The following is a 23,443-nucleotide window of genomic DNA, read 5'->3' as shown; positions in this document are numbered from 1 at the left end:
GGTCTTTGTTAGCTGCTGGCGGTCAGTTCGTTACCTTTGAGCTAATGCCTTTTATGGAAATTCGTCACTTTCGCTACTTCCTGGCGGTGGCCCGGCAGCGCAATTTTACCCGCGCGGCCGAGCAACTAGGGATTGCCCCGCCGACCTTGAGCCGACAGATCCAGGACATGGAGAAGACCCTCGGTACGCGGCTGTTTTTGCGCCAGCAGCGCGAGGTCAGTCTCACCGAGGCCGGTGCCACTTTGCTCCTGGAAGCCGAAGCCACGGTTCGCCAGTTCGAGTTCGCCCAGCGCAACGCCCAGCGCGCCGGGCGCGGAGAGATCGGCCACATCGAGCTGGGCTATGTGGCCTCGGCGGTGTATTCCGGGTTGTTGCAGAAGCAGGTGCAGAGCTTCAGTCGTGACTGTCCGGACGTCAGCCTGAATGTGCGCGAGTGTCCGATGGCAACCCTGCCGGCGCGAATTGCCGACGGACGCCTGGACGTCGGCTACATTCGTTCGCCCATGACCCTGCCCGACGGCGTGGAGGCCATTCGCCTGGACGCCGAGGGGTTTGTCCTGGCGCTGTCCGCCGAGTCCTGGCTGTGCCGGCTGCCGCAGATCGCCTCCGAGCACCTGCTCAATGAAACCTTCATCCTTCCTGAGCAGATCAGCGGCACCTTGCAAGTGGCGGCCCAGGGGGCCTATGCCCCCAAGCTCGGTGCCCAGCCCGGCGGTCTGGTGGCGGTGCTGGCCCTGGTTTCCCTGGGGCAGGGCGTGGCGGTGGTGCCCGAGTCGGTGGTGGGGCATTTGAGCCTGCCCCATGTGATGTACCGGCCGATCGGCGGCAGTTCGGCGTGGTCCTGGCTGTCGCTGATTTACCGGCGTTTCGAGCAGGCGCCGGCGGTGGTGCGCTACATCGACCAGGTCAAGCGCGAGTACCGGCGTTCGGCCTGATACGGCATGTTCAGCACTGCGCCCGGCGAGCATAATCCGCCGGGCTATTTCTCTTCCTTCAGGAGCTGCGTCCTCGATGATCGACCAACTTGACCACCTGGTACTGACCACCATCGATCCTGTGGCCGCCGAGGACTTTTACGTTCGGGTGCTAGGTATGCAACTGCAAACCTTTGCCGGCGGGCGCAAGGCCTTCAAGTACGGCCAGCAGAAGATCAACCTGCATGTGCGTGGCCAGGAATTCGAACCCAAGGCCCACCTGCCGGTACCGGGGGCGCTGGACCTGTGCTTTATCGCCTGCGTGCCCCTGGAGCAGGTGATTGCCCATCTGCGCCGAGTCAACTGGCCGATCATCGAAGGCCCGGTGGCGCGCACCGGAGCCACGGGACCGATCCGCTCGGTGTACCTGCGGGACCCGGACTTGAACCTCATCGAGATTGCCGAGCGGGTGTAGGCGGTTTGAGGGGGTGTCCCGGATAAACTTTTGTAATGATTTCCCGCTGGGGAAAAGTGCCGCTGCCCCTGTAACCTCCAAGTCCGTTTTTTCACTCAGGACTTGCATGAACACGCTCTCGGAGCCCCCCAGTCGGCGCTCTTTCTTCGCTTTGCCCCATGACTTCTCGCGCCATCCGGCCCCATTGAGACGCAGACGCTCAGGCAGTCATTCTTCCGGCCGCACATCCCCGGCCTTTGCCACTTCCCGCACTGACCAGCCCGTCACCCAGGTTGCAATTGTCCTGCACCTTGGTGCTTCGTCGCGCCTGGCCGTTTGAATTTTCTGGAGAACTTGAGTCGTCATTATGGAATGGATCGCAGACCCCACGGCCTGGCTTGGCCTTTTGACCCTGATCGTCCTGGAACTGGTGCTGGGCATCGACAACCTGGTGTTTATCGCCATCCTCGCGGACAAGCTGCCGCCGGAGCAGCGTGACCGCGCCCGCTTGATCGGCCTGTCCCTGGCATTGCTGATGCGCCTGGGCCTGCTGGCCAGTATCTCCTGGATGGTGACCCTGACCCAGCCGCTGTTCGAGGTGTTCGACAAGAGCTTTTCCGGCCGCGACCTGATCATGCTGTTCGGTGGTGTGTTCCTGTTGTTCAAGGCCACCATGGAGTTGCACGAACGCCTGGAAGGGCATGTCAGCCAGCGGGCCGGCAGTGCCACCTACGCCTTGTTCTGGCCGATCGTGGCGCAGATTGTGGTGCTCGATGCGGTGTTCTCCCTGGACGCGGTGATTACCGCCGTGGGCATGGTGGAGCATCTGTCGGTGATGATGATCGCGGTGGTGGTTTCCATCGGTGTGATGATCGTCGCCAGCAAGCCGCTGACCCGTTTCGTCAACGAACACCCGACAGTGATCATGCTGTGCCTGGGCTTCTTGATGATGATCGGCTTCAGCCTGACCGCCGAAGGCCTGGGTTTCCATATTCCCAAGGGCTACCTGTACGCGGCCATCGGCTTCTCGATTCTGATCGAGGTGTTCAACCAGATCGCCCGGGCTCGACGCAAGAAGTCCATGCAGGGCCTGCGCCCGATGCGTGAGCGCACGGCCTATGCGGTGATGCGCCTGCTGGGTGGCCGCAAGCTGGCGGCAGAAGAAGTGGGTGAGGAAATCGCCGATTTGCTGGAAGACGGTGATGCACCGAGCAGCGAGCTGTTCGACCGCCGCGAACGGGTGATGATCAGCGGCGTACTGCAGTTGGCAGAGCGGCCGATCCGTACGCTGATGACGGTGCGCGCCGAGGTCGACTCCATCGACCTCACGGACAGCCCGGAAAGCATCCGGACCAAGTTGATGCACTCGTCCTATTCGCGCCTGCCACTGATTCGCGATGGTGCGGTGGATGAGCCGCTGGGCTTCGTGCACAAGAAGGAGTTGCTCAAGGAATACCTGGCCGGCAACGAGCCGAACCTTGAGCACCTGGCGCGCAAGACCATCAACCTGCTGGACAGTTTTTCGATCCTCAACGCCCTGGAACAGATGCGCAAGGCGTCGACCCACATCGCCTTCGTGATCAACGAGTTTGGCGACTTCATGGGCATCCTGACCATGACCGACATTCTCGAATCCATTGCCGGCGAGCTGCCGGATGCCAGCGAGGTCGAAGGGCCGGACGTGGTGGAAGACGAGGGTAGGTTCCTGGTCAATGGCGCCCTGAACCTGCCCCAGGTGCGCCAGCGTACCGGCTTTGGCGCCGAGCCTACCGAGGACTACCAGACCCTGGCCGGGCTGGTGATGAGCCTGCTGGACCGTCTGCCGGTCAAGGGCGACCGCCTGGAATGGGAGGGCTGGAACATTCAGGTGATGGCGGTGGAAGAGCGCCGCGTGACCCAGGTCCAGCTGTCTCGGCAGGTGCCTGCCTGACGGGAGAAGTCCTGGAGTTGGCGCTGCAAGGTGCTATGCCGTTGCGTGGCTTGAGCGCAGAGGTTCAGGCCCAGGTTCATGCCCTGCCACGCAGGGCTTTTGCCTCCAGCCAGGTGTACAGGCGGCGAGCGATGCGTTCACTGGCATGTCCCCCCTCCTTGGGTGCGATGCGATCGGAACGAAGGTTGAATCAAAGCAGCGGGAACTGCTCTTGTCCAGCCAGGGCGTTTGGGACAAATGCCTGGAGCTGGTTGGCGGTCAATGGCTCCAGGCGTTGAGTCGCATCAATGTGGCACAGGTTTTTGTACACATCTGTTGCTGTCTGTATGCTCTCGGTCCGGTGAATGAAGTGATCTGCTCCGGGGCATCGGAGCGGATGCAATCCACCATGTCTTGCCGCTCCCTATCATGCGGAGGCGGTCCGCTGGAGAAAATCAATCAATGTCCGGGCCAACTGTCAGGGTGCTGTTGCCGCGCAAGATCGATGGCGTGGTCGAAAGCTTGGTGCGCGCCTGCTTGGCCGAGGTTGCGGATCAGCCCTGGGCGGGTAGGGGGGCGTTCTTTATTGAAGGCAGCCCCATGCTTTGCGCGCTGGGGGCCGACTATCCGGAGGAACTGGCGGAATATGCCGGGCTGGCCGGGGAGCTTGGATGGCTCCCTGAAGGCATCCTGAGCCTGGCGGCCATGGATAAAGATCAGTTGGATCACCAACGACTAGGACAGGCGGCGCTGGCGTTGGTCCGTCGTCTGGATGGCGTGGTGGCCTTCTGCGCCAGTATCCATACCTACACTCGGGATGCCGAATTTCTGGCGGGGCTGGCGATCATCGAGCATGAGGGTGAGAGCATTTTCAGCGCCGCGGACTTTGCGGCTTGGTTGGGCCACCGGGATTTCCGACTGGTGAAATAGTCCACGGCTACATGCCCGCACTGCCGCCCCACCCACCACCTTCCGTAGGAGCTGGCTTGCCAGCGAAGGCGGCCGTGAGATCGCTTTCGCCGGCAAGCCGGCTCCTACAGGTGAGAGGTCAGATCTTCTGCTGGTGCTCGGCGGCATGCATGCCGAGGTAGGCGCGAAGGTTGTCGTCGCTGATGCCCAGGGTGCCGAGAATCTGCGCCATGAAACTCACCGGTGCGCTGCCTGGAGCGGTGATCACGCGCTGGTCCGCTACCGCGTGGGGCACATCCTGGTAGTGCGCGGCGCCGGCATAACCCACTGCCAGCAGGTTGGCCGCCGAATTGGAGGTGTGCTTCACCGCGTCCAGCACCCCGGCCCGAGCCAATTCGCGGGTGCCGTCGCAAATGCCGGCGATCACAAGGTGGCGTGCCTGGGCGGCGCGCAGCAGGTCGCCGATGTCCGGTGCGTTGGCGCTTTGCCAAATGGTGCCGCCGCACACCATCAGCAGGTCGACCTCATCCAGATGAATGTCTTCCAGCGCCAGGTCCGGGGTCACCCGCAGGCCGCCCATGGAGGTCACGATGGCGCCCTTGGGGGACGCGTAACGGCAGTCGAAACCGTAGAAGCCACGGCCGGTGGCGTTGATCAGGGCGGTTTCCCAGTCGGCGAAGTTGTCACTGATGAGGGTGATGGCGCGGGTCATGGAGCTTCCTTGCTTGGGGCGATGAGCGGGTGGGGAGCGCCAGGGTAACCCGTTTTTGCCGGGCACCTGGAGAAGCTTTTACAGCTTTGGCGACAATCGCCGGCTTGGAGGAGCGATGGTCATCGCCGGCAATTGTCGTTGGCTTTCAACCAGCGAGCGGCCTTAGGATCCAGGGCAGATACTGGGTTTTGCGCTCAAGCAGGGCAAGGTGCCGCCGATCCATGCCAGCGTGTTTTACACGCCGTGAAAAGGCGGGCCGAAGCCACACTGACGTCACGTCGCCAGGCAGGCGCCTCGTCAAATAATTGCTCCCCGGCTCTTTACATCCACGCCGTCATTCCCCATTATCCGCGCCGTCTAAGTTTCGCTGCTGACCAGACAATTCCAGCCACCAAAAGGGTGGTTGTTTTGTTGCGTCCAAGAAAAGCAGTTGAAAATGACCAAGACTCCTCTGAAAAGAATTCAGCACAAGCTCGCCCGTTCCGGGGTGGCCATCGAACGCCTGAATTCCAATTCCCTCTCTATCTCTTCGATCAATGACGCCGGGCTCAAGGTGGATCTGCTGCTGCCCGATAGCTTTGCCATCGAAGAGAAAGCCATCCTCCAACTGATGGATTTCGCCAAGGTCGCCCACCCCCATGGCGGTGAAGTGAAGTGCGCCTGCGCCACGCCGGACTTTCACACCGGTAGCCCGATCCCGGTGGGCAGTGTGATTGTCACCAGCCACGACATGGTGGTGCCGCAAGCCATCGGCACCGACATCAATTGCGGCATGCGCCTGCACAAGCTGGGGCTGAACTACGAACAGTTCATGGCGCAGAAAGCCAAGTGGACCGCCCTGGTACGTGGTGATCTGCTGGAAGGTACGCGCAACATTCCCACCAGCCCAACGGCCATGACCGCGCTGTTTCAAGCGGGACTGGGGGACTTCTGGGCCCAGGTGCAGCAGCAGGACCCCATCGGGCTTTTCGCCGGGGCGGATTTCGCCCAATTGCAGCGAGAGCTGTCGGGCCTGCATGAGTCGTCGTTCGCCCGCGGCAGCGCCGACTATGCGCCGGAAGCCTTGCAGGACCGCTCGCGGAAAATCCTTCGCGACCCGGGCCTGGGCTCCCTGGGCGGCGGCAACCACTTTGTCGAGATCCAGGTGGTCACCGAGTTGGTGGATCGTCAGGCCTGCTTTGCTCAGGGCCTGTCCGTGGGGCAGGTGGTGATGATGATTCACACCGGCTCCCGGGACGTGGGCTTCTATGTGGGGCGACGCTGGATGGACAAGGCCAAGGCCCTGTGGCCAGAAGGGATCAAGCATCCCGACTCGAAGATCTTCGCCCTGTTCGGCGAGATGGCCGACGAGTACCTGCTGGCCATGCACAGCGCCGCCCATTACGCCGACGCCAACCGCGCGCTGATCGCCGAGATGGTCCGCCAGCGTACCCGGCAAGTGTTTGGCGCGGGCATCGAAGCGCCGCTGATTGTCGATGTGCCGCACAACATCGTGCTGCGCGAAGAGGGCGGCAATGTGCATCGCAAAGGCGCGACACCGGCCTATGCCGGGCAGCCGCTGCTGATTCCGGGAAGCATGGGGCATGACTCCTACCTGCTCACCGGGCTGGGCAATGAGCGCTGGCTGCGTTCGGCCAGTCATGGCGCCGGGCGCTCGATGTCGCGCAGCGAGATCGTGTTCAAGGCCAAGAAGGACAAGGCTTTCCTCGGCTTGCAGGGCGTTGAGTGCATCACCACCAAGGAAGAGCGGATGATCGAAGAGGCGCCAGGGGCCTACAAGGAAATTGGCCAGGTGATTCGTTCCCAGGTGGAAGAAGGGACGGTATCGGTGATGGCGCGGTTTTCGCCGATCTTGACCTTCAAGGCATAAGCACGAAGGAGCTGTGGGGCGGGGATGGTTTTCGGGTTTGCCGTGCAACAGTGCGGCCGATACATTGTCGTCCCCCCGGCCTGGTCGTTCTGAGTGGTGCCGTTGAAGTTATCTGTGGAAGGGACGTCATCAGATCGTGAAGCGGGTTAAAAAAGCTGTTTGGTTTGTGTTGTGCATGGGGTCGATGCTCTCGATGGGCGCTGGCCTTTATCAATTCATGCTGCCTAAAGGTGATCCCAGCCTGGCGTTGATGCTGGTGCTGATTGCGCTTATTTCTGGTTTTTATCTGCGGCCGCAAAAGCCCAGGGCACGGTAGTTGCTCTGGTGGTTGCCTGTTTGTGGCCAAAGTCGGGTGCTCGATCATGAATCAAGATGAAAGTCTGAAGCGCGATGCTGTAGCGCCATTTACCGGTGCCAGCGAGTTTGTCGTCGACAAGCAACCCCTTGTCGAACTGCTTGCCGTGCTTGCTCAGTGTGGCGAGGTGGTGTCCAGCTTCTTCAAGCCAGATCCCTCAATCAAGGCGTTGGATGAGAGAACGCGACTGGCCGAGTTTCTGGAGCGTTTCAGCAACCTCGCCACGTCTACGGCTATTGGGCAGATCGAGCCTGAGTTCGGGCCCTTTTCCGTGTTGAATCGATATGAGTTCGAGGGCTCGTTGCTGGCGGTGGTGCTGCGGGGCGGGTGTCATCACTCGACCCGTGGATTGAGTCTGGCCGACGCTCGGAAGTTGGTGGGGGAGGCGCTGGAGGCGGTGTTTCCGGCTCCGTTTTCCGAGCTGGTGGTGTATCGGTTCGATAGTTCCGATTGGTCTGAGTTGACCAGGGATTCGACTATTTCTTCTGCCTATGTCGCCTGCCAGGGGGCGCGGAATCTTTGGTGGGTGTTGTGCGTTGCTGACTTTGATTGAGGCCTTGTGGGTGCCAGGCTTTCTATGGGGGAAGTCGTTCACCCACATGGGTAACAGTTTGGTTCAGGCACAGGGGTGACACGCACGATGGGGCTTCTTGTGTAGGAGCTGGCTTGCCAGCGAAGGCGGCATCGCGGACACCGGTGGATTGGGTGTTGTGTAGGTAGCGGTTGCTGCGCTGTCATCCAGTCGTCAGCCATGGCCACACAAGCGCTGTGGCGAGGGAGCTTGCTCTCGGTCGATCGGCTGGCGTTTTGGCGCGCGTAAACCTGAGTCTCCGATTTGGCAGGTGTACATATCCGTTGCTGCGGGTGGGGCTACTGGCGGTTTCGCCCTTACGGCGAGTCCCTTTTTACAAACGCCTAAAAAGGAACCAAAAACGCTTGCCCCTCCACTCGGTGCCTCGCCGAGGCTCGGCATTCCCTCTCTCCGGCATTGATCCGTGGGCCGCCGCCACCGGCCGTCCCTGGCCGGATGGCGGCTAACCCGGCGTCCTGCCGGGTTGCCCACGGCTCAATGCCTGCGTTCGGCCATCGTGGTTAACGGGGCGCTTAGGATCAAAAGCCAAAGCAGAGCAAATCTGAGCAGAGCAAAGCAGGAGCCGTTGCTGTGCCTTGGGTTACTGCTCCGGCAGTTGCAGCGCTTGTTGTTCCGCCACGTGCAACACATGGATATTCGGACGACCAAACCCGGTCGCGGGCTGTCGCGACGCAACGGGATGTAGAAGGTGGCGAGCGTCGTCACAGGTCACTTGAGCGTGTTCTCCGCAAATACAGAAATGCCTGACATAGGCTGACGACTGTTTCTAATACTCTCTCGTTCCTCGTTGCGGAAAGTTTTGCCATTCCCTCTGTTATCTCCTTTGTTCTCCATGGCACACTCGGGCACGAATTCCGTTATTTCATATTTTATTCCGCTGTAGCGGAATATTTTAGGCGGAGTTTCTTTGTTTAGAACCTTGGCGTTTTCCAGGCCATCGTTGTTTTCTGCGGTATTGACTGCGCAGCAACGCACGGTGAGTGGGACAGCGTTCTTGGGCATGGCCGTCAAGATGGCCAACCTTCAACCAGGAGAATCTCTCATGAGCATCACCCGTTACGGCACCGGCAGCACCGCAGGCGGTGGCCAGCCGCGTCCTTTCGCTCGCGCCGTCGAAGCCGATGGCTGGCTGCATGTATCCGGCCAGGTGCCGGCGCTGGATGGCGAGATCATTCACGGTGGGATCGTCGAGCAGACGCATCAGACGATGCGCAATCTGCTGGCCATTCTCGAAGAGGCCGGGTACGGCCTGGAGGATGTGGTGCGGGTTGGCGTGTGGCTGGAAGACCCGCGGGATTTCTGGAGTTTCAACAAGGTGTTCGGCGAGTACTTCAAGCCCGAACACGCGCCGGCCCGGGCCTGTGTGCAGGCCAGCATGATGGTGGACTGCAAGGTCGAGATCGATTGTGTGGCCTACAAGAAGAAGCCTTGAGTGCGCTTCTGTAGCCGCTGCCGAGCCTGGGCGAGGCTGCGATCGACCGCAACGCGGGCGCAGGGTGATGAGATCGCTGCGGCCCCTGCGACGGCGTGTCGCTCAGGGCGTTCGCAGCCTGCGGCAGCGGCTACAGGGATTGTGTTTTGCATAGGGGTGGGTAGATGACTGAAGACAGCATCAAGCGCCGGGCCAAGGGCCTGGATCGGGCGTTCGATATTCTCGATTTCCTCAAGGAGATCGGCCAGCCGCTGCGACCCAACGATATCGCCAAGGGCATTGGCAGTCCCAAGTCCACGGTCTATGAGTTGGTGGCGTCCTTGCTGGAGCGGCGGGTGCTGGAGCCGGTAGGCAAGGACGGTCATGTGTACCTGGGCCGCCAGCTGTATTTTCTCGGGCAGGCTCATTTGCGCCATTTCGATCTGAGCCGCGAGGCTGATCAGGCGTTGCAGGAAATTGTCAGTCAGACCCGGGAAACCGCGCAGATGTGCCTGCTCAACGGGCGCAAATACACAGTGGCGCTGATGAAGGAGGGCGAGCGGAATTTCCGCATTACCTCGGACATTGGCGAGAATGCGCCGATCCCCTGGACCGCTTCCGGGCGGTTGCTGTTGGGGCATATGAGCGATGAGCAGATCGTCGAGATGATCGATGACCAGGACTTCATGCTGCCTAATGGTGAGCGGCTGCCGCTGGAGACCTTCCTCAAGGAAATCCGTCAGGCCACCGAGGAGGGGTTCTTTTCCTTCGACAGCGTCGCCGACACCTTCACCCATTGTTTTGCCGCGCCGGTACGCGATGAGCACGGGGTGTGCATCTGCACCCTGTGCATCGTCGCGCCCAGGGCCGATGCGCAGAGCCATTACCAGGACTATCGCCGGGTGCTGATCGACAGCGCCAACCGCCTGGCCCGGCGTATCAACGATTGATGACTTTGTCGCGGCTGTGCGCAGCCGCCTTGATAAGGAGTGCCAACATGTCTTCTGCTTTGAATCTGCCCCTGGTGGAAAAGGGCGCCGCTGCTATCGGCGCGAGTCTGCTGAGCGACGTCAGCCTGCCGGCCCTGGTGCTGCACCGCGAGGCGCTGGAACACAACATTCGCTGGATGCAGAAGTTTGTCAGTGACAGTGGCGCCGAGCTGGCGCCCCACGGCAAGACCAGCATGATGCCCGCGCTGTTTCAGCGGCAGTTGGACGCCGGCGCCTGGGGCATCACCCTGGCCACGGCAGTACAGACTCGCGCCGCCTACGCCCATGGCGCGCGCCGGGTGTTGATGGCCAACCAACTGGTGGGGGCGCCGAACATGGCGCTGATCGCCGAGCTGTTGGCGGACGCGGATTTCGATTTCTATTGCATGGTGGATCACCCGGACAACGTGGCCGATCTGGGGGCGTTTTTCGCCCAGCGTGGCGTCACCCTCAAGGTGATGATCGAGTACGGCGTGGTGGGCGGTCGTTGCGGTTGCCGCAGCGAGCAGGAAGTACTGGCCCTGGCCAAGGCGATCCAGGCGCAGCCAGCTTTGGCGTTGTGCGGTATCGAAGGTTACGAAGGGGTGATCCACGGCGACCAGGCCATCAGTGGTATTCGCCAGTTTGCCGATTCCCTGGTGCGTCTGGCGGTGGATCTGCACAACGATGGTTTGTTCGCCATCGAGCGGCCGATCATCACGGCTTCGGGTTCGGCTTGGTACGACCTGATCGCCGAGTCTTTCGAGACCCATAACGCCAAGGGGCGTTTCCTCAGCGTGCTGCGTCCGGGCAGTTATGTCGCCCATGACCACGGTATCTACAAAGAGGCCCAGTGCTGCGTGTTGGATCGACGCAGTGATCTGCACGAAGGCCTGCGTCCGGCGATGGAGGTCTGGGCCCATGTGCAGTCGCTACCGGAGCCGGGCTTTGCGGTGGTGGCCCTGGGCAAGCGCGATGTCGCCTATGACGCTGGCTTGCCGGTGCCGCTGCGACGTTACCGCGCGGGAGCCGAGGCCGGTGCCGGTGATGATGTCGCGGCGTGCAAGGTGACGGCGGTGATGGATCAGCACGCGTTTCTCACCGTGGCGCCGGGAGTGGAGCTGCGTATTGGCGACATCATTTCCTTTGGTACATCGCACCCGTGCCTGACCTTCGACAAGTGGCGCACCGGTTTGCTGGTGGATGAGCGCCTGCAGGTGATCGAGAGTCTGGAAACCTGCTTCTGAACGTAGCAGCCGGCCCGCCGACGAACAGACCCTGGGTTAGGGCGCAACTCTGAGGGCGCTTTCGTTGGCAAGCCAGGTTCTACAAGGTGGTGTGTGCTTTGAGGGGAGGTCAAGAATATGAACGGGAAGCAGCGCATTGCCGCCATTGGCGAATGCATGATCGAGCTGCAACAGCGTCACGACGGCAGTCTGCAACAGAGCTTTGGTGGCGATACCTTGAACACTGCGGTGTATCTGTGCCGAGAGCTCGGGCAGCAGGCGCAGGTGGATTACGTGACTGCCCTGGGCTACGACAGCTTCAGCGATGCCATGTGCCAGAGCTGGGCGCAGGAGGGTATCGGCCTGGGAAAGGTTCAGCGCCTGCCAGGGCGTTTGCCGGGGTTGTATTGCATTCAGACCGATGCCCGGGGGGAGCGGCGTTTTCTGTATTGGCGCAATGAGGCGGCGGTACGGGACTGCTTCAACACCGCGGCGGCGGGGCCGATCCTGGCGGACTTGTGCGATTACGATGTGTTGTATTTCAGCGGCATCACCCTGGCGGTGCTCGGGGAGGTGGGACGCAAAAAGCTGATTGACCTGCTGGTGGAAGCGCGCATCCGTCGGGCGCAGATCGTGTTTGACAACAACTATCGGCCAAGGCTCTGGGCCTCGGTGGAGCAGGCGCGAGCGGCCTATCTGCAGGTACTGGAGCATGTGGATCTGGCGCTGTTGACCCTGGAGGACGAGCAGGCACTGTTTGGCCATGACTATGCCCATGGCGTGTTCGCGGCCTACCCGAACATTGCCGAGGTGGTGGTCAAGCGCGGGGCGGATTCGTGCCTGGTGCGTTGCGGCGGCGAGAGTCATGAGATACCGGCGCTGCCAGTGGCGCAGGTGGTGGACACCACGGCGGCGGGAGACTCCTTCAGCGCGGCTTATCTGGCCTGTCGTTTGCGCGGCGGCAGCCCGGTGCAGGCCGCAGAGGCCGGGCATCGATTGGCGAGTCGGGTGATTCAGCATCCTGGGGCGTTGCTTCCCCGGGAGGCGGTTTTGTAGGAGCCGGCTTGCCGGCGAAGAGGCCTTTGAACTGGGCGCTGTGCGTGAGGGCGCGTTCGCTGGCAAGCCAGCTCCTACGGCGGGGAGGTACGGGCTGGTGCTGGGGCGTCAGTCGCGGAAGAACACCTGCACCAGGTGATAGCCGAATTTGCTCTTGATCGGGCCGTGCACGGTGCGCAGGGGCTTCTTGAAAATCACCTGATCAATGGCGCCGACCATCTGCCCCGGACGCACTTCCCCCAGGTCGCCGCCGCGCTTGCCCGACGGGCAGGTGGAGTATTTCTTGGCCAGCACGTCGAAGGCTTCGCCCTTGGCGATGCGCTGCTTGAGCTGCTCGGCTTCTTCGGCGGTTTTCACCAGGATGTGGCGGGCTTGGGCTTTCATGATGGCGTGACCTTGTAGCGGGAAATCGGCGGCCGCGGATTATGCCTGAATTCAGGACTCGCGGCCGATCATCTGGCGAATCTTCTGCGCCAGTTCTTCGATGGAAAACGGCTTGGCCATCAGGTCCATGCCCGGCTCCAGAAAGCCCTGGCGCTCGGCGGCCTTTTCCGCGTAGCCGGTCATGAACAGTACCTTGAGCCCCGGGCGCTGTTGGCGGGCTATTTCCGCCAGTTGTCGGCCGTTCATGCCCGGCAGGCCGACGTCGGTCACCAGCAGGTCGACGCGCAGTGGCGACTCCAGCAACGGCAGGGCGCTGCGTGCATCCTCGGCCTCGATGGCGCGGTAGCCCAGTTCGCTGAGGACGTTGAGCACCAGCATGCGCACCGCCGGGTCGTCCTCCACCACCATCACGCTTTCCCCGGCCATGGCCTGGGGCGCCTCGCTGCTGCCCGTGGGTTGTAGCGGCTCCAGGGGCGCGCTGTGCAGGCGCGGCAGGTACAGGCGCACACAGGTGCCCTGGCCCGGCTCGCTGCTGATGGTCACGTGTCCGCCGGACTGCTGGGCAAAACCATAGATCATCGACAGCCCGAGGCCCGTGCCCTGGCCGATGGGCTTAGTGGTGAAGAAGGGGTCGAAGGCCTTGGCCAGAATCCGTGGGCTCATGCCAGCGCCGTTGTCGCTGACCCCCAGCATCACGTAGTCGCCGGCCTTGACCGGCTCCAGGGTGCTGATGTCGCTGCCGTCGAGGTAACTGTTGGCGGTCTCGATCAGCAGTCGGCCGCCGTCGGGCATGGCGTCGCGGGCGTTGATCACCAGATTGAGCAAGGCGTTTTCCAGCTGGCTGGCATCGGTGTTTACCGGCCACACCTCGTCCGCCAGTTGCATCTGCAGCTGGATGTGTTCGCCCTTGGTGTGGTTGAACAGCTCCTGCAGTGAGCGCACCAGCTGGTTCGGGTCCAGGGGCTGGCGGTCCAGGGACTGGCGTCGGGAGAAGGCCAGCAGGCGGTGGGTCAGGGACGCGGCACGTTTGGCCGAGGACATGGCGGCTTCGGTGAAACGACCGATCTCATCACTGCGGCCGTTGTCGATGTAGCGCTGCATCAGGTCCAGGCTGCCGATGATGCCGGTGAGCATGTTGTTGAAGTCGTGAGCGATGCCGCCAGTGAGCTGGCCCACAGCCTCCATCTTCTGCGCGTGGCGCAGGGCGTCCTCGGCGCGCTCGCGCTCGAACATTTCGTTCTGCAGGCGCTGGTTGACGGCGGCCAGCGCCTCGGTGCGGCGGTTGACCCGTTCTTCCAGGGTTTCGTTGAGGTTGCGCAGAGCCTCCTCGGTCTGTCTGCGCTCGGTTTCATCGATGACGAAAATGTAGAAACCGTTGATGGCACCGTCGGCGCCATGGCGGGGCAGGTACTTCATCAGGGCGTGGCGCGGGCGGCCGTCGCGGTGGGGCGAGTTGGCTTCGAAGCTGCAAGGCTTGCCCGCCAATGCGGCGGCAATGTTCTCGGCGCGGGTGGCGTAGATCTCGTCGCCCACCACTTCGCGGATGGTCTTGCCGTACAGCTCCTGCGGGGTCAGGCCGTACCAGTCCAGATAAGCGCTGTTGTTCAGGCGAAAGCGCTCTTCGCGGTCGACATAACCGATCAGCACTGGCATGGCGTTGATGATCAGTTGCAGTTCGGTCTGGCTCTGACGCAGTGCTTGCTCCATCTGCTTGCGCTCGGTCAGGTCCAGGGCGGCGCCGAGAAAGCGCGTCGGCCGGCCGTGGTGATCCTTGTAGCAGCGACCCCGGGCGAACACCCAGCGTACCTGGCCGTCGGCCAGTTGCAGGCGGTATTCCTCGGCGTATTCGCTGCCCTGGGTGATGCAGTGCTTGATGCTCCGGGCCACCATGGCCCGGTCTTCCGGGTGCACGCCTTTGAGGTACTCACTGATGGGCAGTTGTCGGGATAGCTGCGGGTCGACGCTGTGCAGCTGGGCAAAATGGGTATCGGCGATAAAGCGATCTTCGCCAATGTCCCAATCCCAGGTGCCCACCGCATCGGTGGCCGCCAGGGCCAGTTGCAGGCGCTCCTCGGTCTCGTGCTGGGCCCGCAGGCTGTCGTCGGAGCGCTGCTGCAGTTCGAGGGCGATGCGCCGGCGCTCGTTGGTCTCGATGGCGGTCACCAGGATTCCGGCAACGTCGCCGCGTTCATCGCGGATCGGGCTGTAGGTCAGGTCCAGCCACAGGTCGTGTGCAGTGCCGTCGCTGCGTTGCAGGCTGAAGCGCTGCTCGCTGAAGCTGCGCACCTGGCCGTTGAGCACCGCGCGGTAGACCGGGTCGGTGAAGTCCATCAGCTCTGGCCAGATCAGGTGCGCCGGCTGGCCGAAGGCCTGGGGGTGCTTGTTGCCTGCCAGCAGGGCGAAGCCGTCGTTGTAGATCTGGGTCAGCTCGGAGCCCCACAGCAGCAACATCGGCATCGGCGAATGGATCACGATGTCCACAGCGGTACGCAGGCTCTGGGGCCAGTGGCCGGATTCACCGAGGGCCGTGGCGGACCAGTCCAGACGGGCTATCAGGTGGGCGGCTTCGCTGCCGGAGTGGGGGGCATTCATGTCGGGTGTGTCCTGGGCGCAGCGGTGTTACGCGGCAAGGTCATGGCTCGCGTACTGGAAAAGTCGCATGGACATGCCGTGCATATTCAAACGGATGGATTGTAGGTGTTTCTGGCGGGGTTATTTTCACCTGCTTTTGCGGCAGATGACCAGTCTAGAGGGGCTGAACGGTCTCTGTAGCCGCTGCCGCAGGCTGCGAACGCTCTGGGCGGCACTGCGTCGCAGGAAGCGCTGCTCTTGAGATCGCTGAAGGTCCTGCGGCCCTTTGCGCAGCCTCGCGGGCTCGGCAGCGGCTACAGGTCCTGCGTCGCGAAGGGCTGCGCCGGCGGTGGTTGGCCGTCGTCAGTGGCGCAATTCCTCGCGGTCGCGGAACTGCTCCAGGGCTTCGGGGTTGGCCAGGGCGTCGGTATTCTTCACCGGCAGGCCATGCACCACATTGCGCACCGCCAACTCCACAATCTTGCCGCTGATGGTCCGGGGAATGTCGGTCACTGCGAGGATCTTCGCCGGCACATGGCGCGGTGTGGTGTTGCTGCGGATCACCTGGCGAATCCGCTCCTGCAACGGCTCATCGAGCACCACGCCATCCTGCAGGCGTACGAACAGCACCACCCGCACGTCATGTTCCCAGCTCTGGCCGATGGCCAGGCTTTCCAGCACCTGTTCCAGTTTCTCCACCTGGCGGTAGATTTCCGCGGTGCCAATCCGCACTCCACCCGGGTTGAGCACCGCATCCGAGCGTCCGTGAATCAGCCAGCCGCCATGGGGCAGCTGTTCGGCGTAGTCGCCCTGGGCCCAGACCCCGGGAAACAGGCTGAAGTACGAGGCCTTGAGCTTGCTCTGGTCCGGGTCGTGCCACAGGCTCACCGGAATGCTCGGAAAGTGCCGGGTGCACACCAGTTCGCCTTTTTCGCCGGTCACCGGCTGGCCCTGGTCGTTCCACACTTCGATGGCCATGCCCAGGCTCTTGCCCTGCATCTCGCCACGGCGCACCGGCTGGATCGGGTTGCCGGCGACGAAGCAGGCGACGATGTCGGTGCCGCCGGACATCGAGGCCAGGCACAGGTCGTTTTTGATCTCGCGGTACACGTAGTCGTAGCTCTGTGGCGACAGCGGCGAGCCGGTGCAGAGCAGGGTCTTGAGGCTGTCCAGGCGGTGGCTGAGGCGCGGTCGGCTGCCGGCCTTTTCCAGGGCGGCCAGGTACTTGGGGCTGGTGCCGAAGACGCTGATGCCTTCGCTATCGATCAGGTCGATCAGGCGCTCGTTGGTGGGATGGAAGGGCGATCCGTCGTAGAGCACCAGGCTGGCACCGGTGGCCAGGGCCGAGACCAGCCAGTTCCACATCATCCAGCCGCAAGTGGTGTAGTAGAACAGCCGCTCGCCGGGCCCCAGGTCGGTGTGCAGGCCATGTTCCTTGAGGTGCTGCAGCAGCACCCCGCCAGTGCCGTGGACGATGCACTTGGGCACCCCGGTGGTGCCGCTGGAATAGAGGATGTACAGCGGATGGGCGAAGGGCACCGGGACGAATTCGGGTTCGCCGCCGGGCTGATAGAAGTCGTCCCAGAGGCTGATCCGGGCCTGGGTACGGTAGTCCTCGACCCGGGCTTGCGGACGGGCGTAGGGCACGATGAGCAACTGCTCCAGGGACGGCAGGCGCTCAAGGATCTCGTTGACCTTGGCGGTCTGGTCGATGTCCTTGCCGGCGTAGCGATAGCCGGCGCAGGTGATCAGCACCTTGGGTTCGATCTGGCCAAAACGGTCGATCACCCCCTGGGTGCCGAAATCCGGCGAACAGCTGGACCACACCGCGCCGAGGCTGGTGCTGGCCAGCATGCCCACCAGGGTCTGCCAGGTGTTGGGCATGCAGGCGGCAACTCGGTCGCCGAGGCCGACCCCGGCAGCCCGCAGGCTGCGCTGCAGGCCGGCGACCTGGGCCGCCAGTTCGGCGTAGGTCAGTGGTTCGCGCTGGCCGTTCTCGTTAATTGCCACCACCGCCACGGCGTCGTCCCGGCGCTTGAGCAGGTGCTCGGCGAAGTTCAGCGTGGCCCCTGGAAACCATTGGGCGCTGGGCATTTGCGGGCCTTCGCGCAGCACAGATTCAGCGGGCTGGTGAAAGCTAACCTCGAAGAAGTCGACGATGGCCTGCCAGAAGCTTTCTCGCTGGTCGATGCTCCACTGGTGCAGGGCGGGAAAGTCGGCCAGGTTGAGGTCGTGACGGTGGTTGACCAGGCGCCGGAAGGCTTCCATACGGGTCTTGCTGATGCGCTCGGCGCTGGGTTGCCAGAGTATTTCGGACATGGGATGCCTCTTGTTTTTCTTACTTTGCACGCAAACCGATTTTAATGCCGGATGCAGGGCGCGGGGTTATTGCGCCAACCACCCGCCATCGATATTCCACGCTGCGCCACGCACCTGGGCGCCGGCTTCGCTGCACAAAAATAGCACCAGCTCGCCCAGTTGCGACGGGGTGACGAATTCCAGGGACGGCTGCTTTTCCGCCAGCAGATCATGCTGGGCCTGTTGCGGGTCAGCCCCGGCCGCCACCCGGTCGTCGATCTGCTTCTGCACCAGTGGGGTCAGCACCCAACCGGGGCAGATGGCGTTGCAGGTGACGTTGCTGGTGGCGGTTTCCAGGCCCACTACCTTGGTCAGCCCGATCACCCCGTGCTTGGCCGCGACATAGGCGGCCTTGCCCACCGAACCCACCTGGCCGTGCACCGAGGCGATGTTGACGATCCGTCCCCAGCCCTTGGCGCGCATCCCCGGCAGCCCCAGGCGGGTGCTGTGGAACACTGAGGACAGGTTGATGGCGATGATCGAATCCCAGCGCTCCACGGGGAATTCCTCCACCGCCGCCACGTGCTGGATGCCGGCGTTGTTCACCAGGATATCGACGCCGCCAAACTCCCGTTCGGCGTAGGCGAACAGTTCGGCGATCTGTGCCGGGTCGCTGACGTCCGCCGGGTGATGGCCGACCTGGCCGCCGAATTGTGCGACCTCGGCGATGGCCTTCGAGGCATCGCCAAAGCCGTTGAGAATCAGCTTGGCCCCGGCCTTGGCCAGGACCAGGGCGATGCCCAGGCCAATGCCGCTGGTGGAGCCGGTGACCAGGGCGGTCTTGCCAGAAAGAGTGGTCATGAATACCTCACACAATGCCGGTGGCGTAGAAAGTGGCGATGACGACGAAGACCGCCAGGGTCTTGATCAGGGTGATGCAGAAAATGTCCTTGTAGGCTTCGCGGTGGGTCAGCCCGGTGACTGCCAGCAGGGTGATCACCGCGCCGTTGTGGGGCAGGGTGTCCATGCCGCCGCTGGCCATGGAGGCCACCCGATGCAGCACTTCCAGGGGGATGTTGGCGGCATGGGCGGCGCTGATGAAGCTTTCGGACATGGCCGCCAGGGCGATGCTCATGCCTCCCGAGGCCGAGCCGGTGATGCCCGCCAGCAGGGTCACGGTAATGGCTTCGTTGACCAGTGGGTTGGGAATGTTTTTCAGCCAGTCCGCCAGCACCAGAAACCCTGGCAGGGAGGCGATTACCGCACCGAAACCGTATTCAGAGGCGGTGTTCATGGCGGCCAGCAAGGCGCCGCTGACCGCGCTTTTGCTGCCTTCGGCGAGCTTGCTGCGAATCGCCGAGTAGCCGCACACCAGCACCATCACAATGCCCACCAGCAACGCAGCCTGCACCGCCCAGATGGCGGTGAGCTTGGCGATTTCACTGGTGACCGGCGCCGCCATGCCCGGCAGGCTGAGGCTGTGGGTCTTGCCGTACCACTGGGGAATCCAGTGGGTGAACAGCAGGTTCATGATGCCCACCAGCAGCAGCGGCGACAGCGCCAGCCAGGGGTTGGGCAGCTTCAGGTCCTCGGCGGTTTCCGGCTCGTTGCGCAGCTCGGTGCCGTAGCCTTCACCGGCCTTCTGCGCCTTGTTGCGCTGGCGCTGGAGGAACAGCATGCCGGCGCAGAACACGAAAATGGTACCGATCACTCCCAGCCAGGGCGCGGCCCAGGCGGTGGTGTTGAAGAAGGTGCTGGGGATGATGTTCTGGATCTGCGGGGTGCCGGGTAGCGCATCCATGGTGAAGGAGAATGCACCCAGAGCAATGGTGGCCGGGATCAGGCGCTTGGGGATATTGCTCTGGCGGAACATCTCGGCGGCGAACGGGTAGACCGCGAACACCACCACGAACAGCGAAACCCCGCCGTAGGTCAGCAGGGCGCAGACCAAAACGATCACCAGTATCGCCTGGCGGGTGCCCAGCAGGCGGATCGCGGCGGCGACGATGGAGCGGGAAAAGCCCGACAGCTCGATCAGCTTGCCGAACACCGCGCCCAGCAGGAATACCGGGAAATACAGTTTGATGAAGCCGACCATCTTCTCCATGAACACCCCGGTAAAGGCGGGCGCCACGGCAGAGGGATCGGTGAGCAGCACCGCGCCGAGGGCGGCGATGGGGGCAAAGAGGATAACGCTGTAGCCACGGTAGGCAGCCAGCATCAGCAGCGCCAGGGCTGCCAAGGCAATGATCACACTCATGGTGTGTCTCTCCAGGATTGTTATTTTTGTCGGGTGTTGCGTGTGGAGAGCGTTATAGCGAGAACTGTGCCAGATGGATAAGTCATTGAAATATATGAGTATTTTTTATTTTTTTGAGTGTTGTCCAGATTTTATTCTCCAAATGGAGACAGTGAGTCGAAGGTGCAGGCTCCCGCTGGAGTGCGCGGCACTCCCAGGCTGGTCGTCGGGTTGTATCAGAAAGTCCGCAATCAAGGGGTTTGGGGGCACTGTCCGGCCCAGTGAGAGTAAACCCCTCGCGACAAAAGCAGCTGTCTCTAAATCGGGATCTATGTCTCGTTATTGAGACTCGACGATTCCCAGCGCCGCCATCTTCTTGTACAGCGTCGAGCGCCCCAGCCCCAGGCGTCGGGCCGCTTCATCCACCTTGCCGGCGCATTGGGCCAAGGTGGTGCTGATCAATTGCCGATCGAATCGCTCCCGGGCCGCGGCAAAGGTGTCCTGGTTCGGCGACTCGGCCGGCACCGGGGCCGCATTGCGTTGCACCGGGCTGAAGCTGCCAATCGCCGCGCGAATGTCCGCAGCATTGAGTATCAGGTCGTCGCTGAGCAGCGCCGCGCGCTCCAGCACGTTGCGCAGTTCGCGGATATTCCCCGGCCAGGCATGTTGCGCCAGCAGGGCCAGGGCTTCGCGATCCAGTTCATGCTGGCTGCGCAGCTCTTCGAGAATCCCTTCGCTCAGGGCCGGCAGATCGTCCAGGCGTTCGCGCAGGGCCGGCACCTGGATGGGCAGCACGTTGAGCCGGTAGTACAGGTCAGCCCGGAACTCGCCGCGCTTGATCGCCGCTTCCAGGTCGGAGGAGGTGGCGGCGATCACCCGCACATCGCTATGAATCACTTCGTTGGAGCCCACCGGCTCGAACTCTTTTTCCTGCAGCACTCGCAGCAACTTGCTTTGCAGGGGCAGGGGCATGTCGCCGATTTCATCAAGGAACAGGGTGCCGCCCTGGGCGATCTGCAACTTGCCGGCGCGGCCCTTGCGGTCGGCGCCGGTGAAGGCCCCAGGGGCGGTGCCGAAGAACTCCGCCTCCAGCAGCGCCTCGGGAATCGCCGCGCTGTTGATGCTGACAAAGGGCTTGTGGGCACGGGGCGACGCGGCGTGGATGGCCTGGGCCAGCAGCTCCTTGCCGGTGCCGGTCTCGCCTTGCAGCAGTACCGGGGATTCGGCACTGGCGCTGCGTCGGGCCCGGCGTTTGACTTCCAGGCTGGCGGCGCTGGTGCCGATGAAATGGGCGAAGTTGTACTTGGTCTGCCGGGCCCGCAACAGAGAGCGGGTGGAGGCCAATTCTTCCTGCATGCTCAGGTAGCGCTTGAGCATCGGCGACAGGCTGCGCAATTCGTCGAACAGGGCAAAGCCGATGGCGCCGATCACTGTGCCGGCGGCGTCGTGGATCGGTAGGCGCATCACCACCAGCGGTTCCTTGGGGGTGTCCTGCATGTCCAGCAGGATCGGGCGGCCGGTGCGTACCACTTCCCGCAGCAGGCTGCCGGGGATCACGCTTTCGCAGGGCTTGCCGATGGCGAAGGCCGCCGATTCCAGGCCGAAGCGCCGGGCGTAGCGCTCGTTCATCCAGACGATATTGGCGTCGCGATCGACGATCACCGTGCCTTCGCTGGACTGCTCGATGATCTCGAACAGCGAACGGATCGCCAGTTGGCGCACACGCTGGTAATCCTTGAGGCTTTCGCTGTCGTTCATGGCGGCATCCTGAAAATGGGCGCGGCGATTATGCCGCAGTCTGCCCCGGTTGTTGCGCTGTAGCCGCTGCCGAGCGCCAGCGAGGCTGCGCAAAGGGCCGCAGGACCTTCGGCGGCCTTGAGGGCAGCGCCTGCTGCGCAGTCGTTCGCAGCCTGCGGCAGCGGCTACACGATGCAGCATCTGTAGCCGCTGTCGAGCCTTGGCGAGGCTGCGAAAAAGGGACGTCGGCGACGGGTCAGCCGGGGTGGGCGGCGGCCAGCAGTTCCTGGGTGTAGGGGTGTTGCGGGTTGGCGAATACTTCATGGCTGGCGCCGCGCTCCACCACCTGGCCGTCCTTGATCACGATCATGTCGTGGGCCAGGGCCCGCACCACCGCCAGGTCGTGGCTGATGAACAGGTAGGTCAGGCCGTACTTTTCCTGCAACTGGCGCAGCAGGGCCACCACCTGTTTCTGCACGGTGCGGTCCAGGGCCGAGGTCGGTTCGTCCAGCAGGATCAGCGCCGGTTTGAGCACCAGGGCCCGGGCAATGGCGATGCGCTGGCGCTGGCCGCCGGAGAACTCGTGGGGGTAGCGGTGGCGGCTGCCGGGGTCGAGGCCGACTTCCTCCAGGGCACGGATCACGTGTTCGTCGCATTGGCGAGCGTCGTACTGGCTGTGCACTTCCAGGCCTTCGCTGATGATCTGCGCCACCGACATGCGCGGGCTGAGGCTGCCGAAGGGGTCCTGGAACACCACCTGCATCTGCTTGCGCCAGGGCCGCAGTTGCTTCTGGTTGAGGCCGTCCAGGGCCTGGCCCTGGAAGCGGATGCTGCCTTGGGAATCCAGCAGCCGCAGGATCGCCTGGCCCAGGGTGGACTTGCCCGAGCCGGACTCGCCGACGATGCCCAGGGTCTTGCCTTGCTCCACGCTGAGGCTGATGTCGTCCACTGCCCGCAGGTATTCCTTGCGCCGGAACAGGCCGCCGCCTATCTGGAAGTCAACGCTGAGATTGTTCACTTCCAGCACGGTTTCGCGGCTGTCGCGGCACAACGGTCGGCCCTCGGGCTCGGCGTGCAGCAGTTCGCAGCTGTAGGGATGTTGCGGGGCGTTGAACAGGGTGTCGCAATCGGCCTGCTCGACGATTTCCCCAGCCTTCATCACGCACACCCTCTGGGCGATGCGCCGCACCAGGTTGAGGTCGTGGCTGATCAGCAGCAGGGACATGCCCAGGCGCTGTTGCAAGGATTTGAGCAGCAGCAGGATCTTGCGCTGCACGGTCACGTCCAGGGCGGTGGTGGGTTCGTCGGCAATCAGCAGCTCCGGCTCGCAGGCCAGGGCCATGGCGATCATCACCCGCTGGCGCTGGCCGCCGGAAAGCTGGTGCGGGTAGGCCTTGAGTCGCTCCTTGGGTTTCTGGATGCCCACCAGTTCCAGCAGTTCGAGAATTCGCGCCTGGGCCTCCTTGCCCCCCAGTCCCCGGTGCAGGAGCAGGGTTTCGCCGATCTGCTTCTCCACGCTGTGCAGCGGGTTGAGGGAGGTCATGGGCTCTTGGAAGATCATGGCGATGCGGTTGCCCCGCAGTTTTTGCAGGGTTGCCGGATCGCAGCCCATCAGCTCCTGGCCGCGGTAGCGCACGCTGCCGGAGCTGCTACAGCCGGTCTGCGGCAGCAGTTGCAGGATCGAGTGGGCGGTCACCGACTTGCCCGAGCCGGACTCGCCCACCAGGGCCAGGCATTCGCCGGGGCGGATGTCCAGGCTCAGGTCGCGGACCACGATCTGTTCGCCGAAGGCGACCTTGAGCTGGCGGATTTCGATAAGGTTGTCAGGCATTTCTACA

Annotated in this window: 20 protein-coding genes; 11 read left to right on the top strand and 9 right to left on the bottom strand. The window is 63.0% G+C overall.

All coding sequences use genetic code 11. From position 1 onward, the window contains the following. The first annotated feature begins 53 nt into the window (after positions 1-53). The 4 genes from WIN67_RS18735 (at position 54) to WIN67_RS18720 (ending at position 4,207) form a co-directional block, all read left to right on the top strand. Complete coding sequence (locus WIN67_RS18735) at positions 54-935, top strand: LysR family transcriptional regulator (protein ID WP_339069833.1); 882 nt, start codon at positions 54-56, stop codon at positions 933-935. Positions 936-1,011: 76 nt separating this feature from the next. After that, positions 1,012-1,389, top strand: a complete 378-nt coding sequence (locus tag WIN67_RS18730) for a VOC family protein (protein ID WP_306409133.1) — start codon at positions 1,012-1,014, stop codon at positions 1,387-1,389. A 346-nt stretch (positions 1,390-1,735) separates the two neighbouring features. Continuing rightward, positions 1,736-3,298, top strand: a complete 1,563-nt coding sequence (locus tag WIN67_RS18725) for a TerC family protein (protein WP_102864919.1) — start codon at positions 1,736-1,738, stop codon at positions 3,296-3,298. Between the two features lie 441 nt (positions 3,299-3,739). Then, complete coding sequence (locus WIN67_RS18720) at positions 3,740-4,207, top strand: DUF6368 family protein (RefSeq protein ID WP_339069832.1); 468 nt, start codon at positions 3,740-3,742, stop codon at positions 4,205-4,207. 118 nt (positions 4,208-4,325) lie between these two features. Here the strand turns inward: WIN67_RS18720 and WIN67_RS18715 are convergent, their stop codons facing one another. Further along, on the bottom strand, positions 4,326-4,898 hold the full coding sequence (locus WIN67_RS18715; protein ID WP_339069831.1) for a type 1 glutamine amidotransferase family protein: 573 nt from the start codon (positions 4,896-4,898) through the stop codon (positions 4,326-4,328). A gap of 436 nt (positions 4,899-5,334) precedes the next feature. On the opposite strand from WIN67_RS18715, the gene WIN67_RS18710 reads away from it, so the two are divergent. The 3 genes from WIN67_RS18710 (at position 5,335) to WIN67_RS18700 (ending at position 7,676) form a co-directional block, all read left to right on the top strand. After that, a complete protein-coding gene (locus tag WIN67_RS18710) occupies positions 5,335-6,768 on the top strand; it encodes an RtcB family protein (protein WP_102881514.1) in 1,434 nt (477 codons plus the stop codon). A gap of 136 nt (positions 6,769-6,904) precedes the next feature. Then, entirely contained in the window at positions 6,905-7,084 is a 180-nt protein-coding gene (locus tag WIN67_RS18705; RefSeq protein ID WP_134928841.1) for a hypothetical protein, read from the top strand. 46 nt (positions 7,085-7,130) lie between these two features. Next, the gene (locus WIN67_RS18700) at positions 7,131-7,676 is read left to right on the top strand and encodes a hypothetical protein (RefSeq protein ID WP_339069830.1); all 546 of its coding nucleotides are present in this window, start codon (positions 7,131-7,133) and stop codon (positions 7,674-7,676) included. Between the two features lie 747 nt (positions 7,677-8,423). Here the strand turns inward: WIN67_RS18700 and WIN67_RS18695 are convergent. Further along, complete coding sequence (locus WIN67_RS18695; protein WP_339069829.1) at positions 8,424-8,726, bottom strand: hypothetical protein; 303 nt, start codon at positions 8,724-8,726, stop codon at positions 8,424-8,426. Between the two features lie 31 nt (positions 8,727-8,757). Here WIN67_RS18695 and WIN67_RS18690 point away from each other — a divergent pair, with 31 nt between their 5' ends. The 4 genes from WIN67_RS18690 to WIN67_RS18675 all read left to right on the top strand — a co-directional run bounded on the left by WIN67_RS18690 (position 8,758) and on the right by WIN67_RS18675 (position 12,376). Continuing rightward, positions 8,758-9,147 carry a RidA family protein gene (locus WIN67_RS18690; protein ID WP_102881511.1) on the top strand — a complete coding sequence of 130 codons (390 nt, stop codon included), beginning with the start codon at positions 8,758-8,760 and terminating at the stop codon, positions 9,145-9,147. A gap of 164 nt (positions 9,148-9,311) precedes the next feature. Beyond that, positions 9,312-10,076, top strand: a complete 765-nt coding sequence (locus WIN67_RS18685) for an IclR family transcriptional regulator (RefSeq protein ID WP_102881510.1) — start codon at positions 9,312-9,314, stop codon at positions 10,074-10,076. 47 nt (positions 10,077-10,123) lie between these two features. Continuing rightward, entirely contained in the window at positions 10,124-11,341 is a 1,218-nt protein-coding gene (locus tag WIN67_RS18680; protein ID WP_123394471.1) for an amino acid deaminase, read from the top strand. A gap of 117 nt (positions 11,342-11,458) precedes the next feature. Continuing rightward, positions 11,459-12,376, top strand: coding sequence for a sugar kinase (locus tag WIN67_RS18675; RefSeq protein ID WP_267268441.1), 918 nt, complete (start codon positions 11,459-11,461; stop codon positions 12,374-12,376). 108 nt (positions 12,377-12,484) lie between these two features. Here the strand turns inward: WIN67_RS18675 and WIN67_RS18670 are convergent, their stop codons facing one another. From WIN67_RS18670 to WIN67_RS18640, 7 genes are all read right to left on the bottom strand, one after another. Next, complete coding sequence (locus tag WIN67_RS18670; protein WP_011061856.1) at positions 12,485-12,760, bottom strand: peptidylprolyl isomerase; 276 nt, start codon at positions 12,758-12,760, stop codon at positions 12,485-12,487. A gap of 51 nt (positions 12,761-12,811) precedes the next feature. Further along, complete coding sequence (locus WIN67_RS18665) at positions 12,812-15,352, bottom strand: PAS domain-containing hybrid sensor histidine kinase/response regulator (RefSeq protein ID WP_273906175.1); 2,541 nt, start codon at positions 15,350-15,352, stop codon at positions 12,812-12,814. Between the two features lie 342 nt (positions 15,353-15,694). Continuing rightward, positions 15,695-17,650 carry an acetoacetate--CoA ligase gene (locus WIN67_RS18660; protein ID WP_339069828.1) on the bottom strand — a complete coding sequence of 652 codons (1,956 nt, stop codon included), beginning with the start codon at positions 17,648-17,650 and terminating at the stop codon, positions 15,695-15,697. 66 nt (positions 17,651-17,716) lie between these two features. Then, positions 17,717-18,490, bottom strand: coding sequence for a 3-hydroxybutyrate dehydrogenase (gene hbdH / locus WIN67_RS18655; RefSeq protein ID WP_102881504.1), 774 nt, complete (start codon positions 18,488-18,490; stop codon positions 17,717-17,719). A 7-nt stretch (positions 18,491-18,497) separates the two neighbouring features. Beyond that, positions 18,498-19,889: a GntP family permease gene (locus WIN67_RS18650; protein WP_102881503.1), complete on the bottom strand. Its 1,392-nt coding sequence runs from the start codon at positions 19,887-19,889 to the stop codon at positions 18,498-18,500. Positions 19,890-20,207: 318 nt separating this feature from the next. Beyond that, positions 20,208-21,626, bottom strand: coding sequence for a sigma-54 interaction domain-containing protein (locus WIN67_RS18645; RefSeq protein ID WP_123394466.1), 1,419 nt, complete (start codon positions 21,624-21,626; stop codon positions 20,208-20,210). Between the two features lie 235 nt (positions 21,627-21,861). Further along, a complete protein-coding gene (locus WIN67_RS18640; protein ID WP_339069827.1) occupies positions 21,862-23,436 on the bottom strand; it encodes an ABC transporter ATP-binding protein in 1,575 nt (524 codons plus the stop codon). Positions 23,437-23,443 lie beyond the last annotated feature (7 nt).

Source organism: Pseudomonas idahonensis (assembly GCF_037903935.1).
GTDB lineage: Bacteria > Pseudomonadota > Gammaproteobacteria > Pseudomonadales > Pseudomonadaceae > Aquipseudomonas > Aquipseudomonas danubii.
This window is presented reverse-complemented; position numbering and strand designations above follow the sequence as displayed.

Coding starts and splice junctions, on each gene's coding strand:
- hbdH (WP_102881504.1), bottom strand. CDS start 18,490: ATGACCACTCTTTCTGGCAAGACCGCCCTGGTCACCGGCTCCACCAGC.
- WIN67_RS18680 (WP_123394471.1), top strand. CDS start 10,124: ATGTCTTCTGCTTTGAATCTGCCCCTGGTGGAAAAGGGCGCCGCTGCT.
- WIN67_RS18645 (WP_123394466.1), bottom strand. CDS start 21,626: ATGAACGACAGCGAAAGCCTCAAGGATTACCAGCGTGTGCGCCAACTG.
- WIN67_RS18685 (WP_102881510.1), top strand. CDS start 9,312: ATGACTGAAGACAGCATCAAGCGCCGGGCCAAGGGCCTGGATCGGGCG.
- WIN67_RS18690 (WP_102881511.1), top strand. CDS start 8,758: ATGAGCATCACCCGTTACGGCACCGGCAGCACCGCAGGCGGTGGCCAG.
- WIN67_RS18725 (WP_102864919.1), top strand. CDS start 1,736: ATGGAATGGATCGCAGACCCCACGGCCTGGCTTGGCCTTTTGACCCTG.
- WIN67_RS18730 (WP_306409133.1), top strand. CDS start 1,012: ATGATCGACCAACTTGACCACCTGGTACTGACCACCATCGATCCTGTG.
- WIN67_RS18715 (WP_339069831.1), bottom strand. CDS start 4,898: ATGACCCGCGCCATCACCCTCATCAGTGACAACTTCGCCGACTGGGAA.
- WIN67_RS18720 (WP_339069832.1), top strand. CDS start 3,740: ATGTCCGGGCCAACTGTCAGGGTGCTGTTGCCGCGCAAGATCGATGGC.
- WIN67_RS18700 (WP_339069830.1), top strand. CDS start 7,131: ATGAATCAAGATGAAAGTCTGAAGCGCGATGCTGTAGCGCCATTTACC.
- WIN67_RS18665 (WP_273906175.1), bottom strand. CDS start 15,352: ATGAATGCCCCCCACTCCGGCAGCGAAGCCGCCCACCTGATAGCCCGT.
- WIN67_RS18640 (WP_339069827.1), bottom strand. CDS start 23,436: ATGCCTGACAACCTTATCGAAATCCGCCAGCTCAAGGTCGCCTTCGGC.
- WIN67_RS18735 (WP_339069833.1), top strand. CDS start 54: ATGGAAATTCGTCACTTTCGCTACTTCCTGGCGGTGGCCCGGCAGCGC.
- WIN67_RS18675 (WP_267268441.1), top strand. CDS start 11,459: ATGAACGGGAAGCAGCGCATTGCCGCCATTGGCGAATGCATGATCGAG.
- WIN67_RS18650 (WP_102881503.1), bottom strand. CDS start 19,889: ATGAGTGTGATCATTGCCTTGGCAGCCCTGGCGCTGCTGATGCTGGCT.
- WIN67_RS18660 (WP_339069828.1), bottom strand. CDS start 17,650: ATGTCCGAAATACTCTGGCAACCCAGCGCCGAGCGCATCAGCAAGACC.
- WIN67_RS18710 (WP_102881514.1), top strand. CDS start 5,335: ATGACCAAGACTCCTCTGAAAAGAATTCAGCACAAGCTCGCCCGTTCC.
- WIN67_RS18670 (WP_011061856.1), bottom strand. CDS start 12,760: ATGAAAGCCCAAGCCCGCCACATCCTGGTGAAAACCGCCGAAGAAGCC.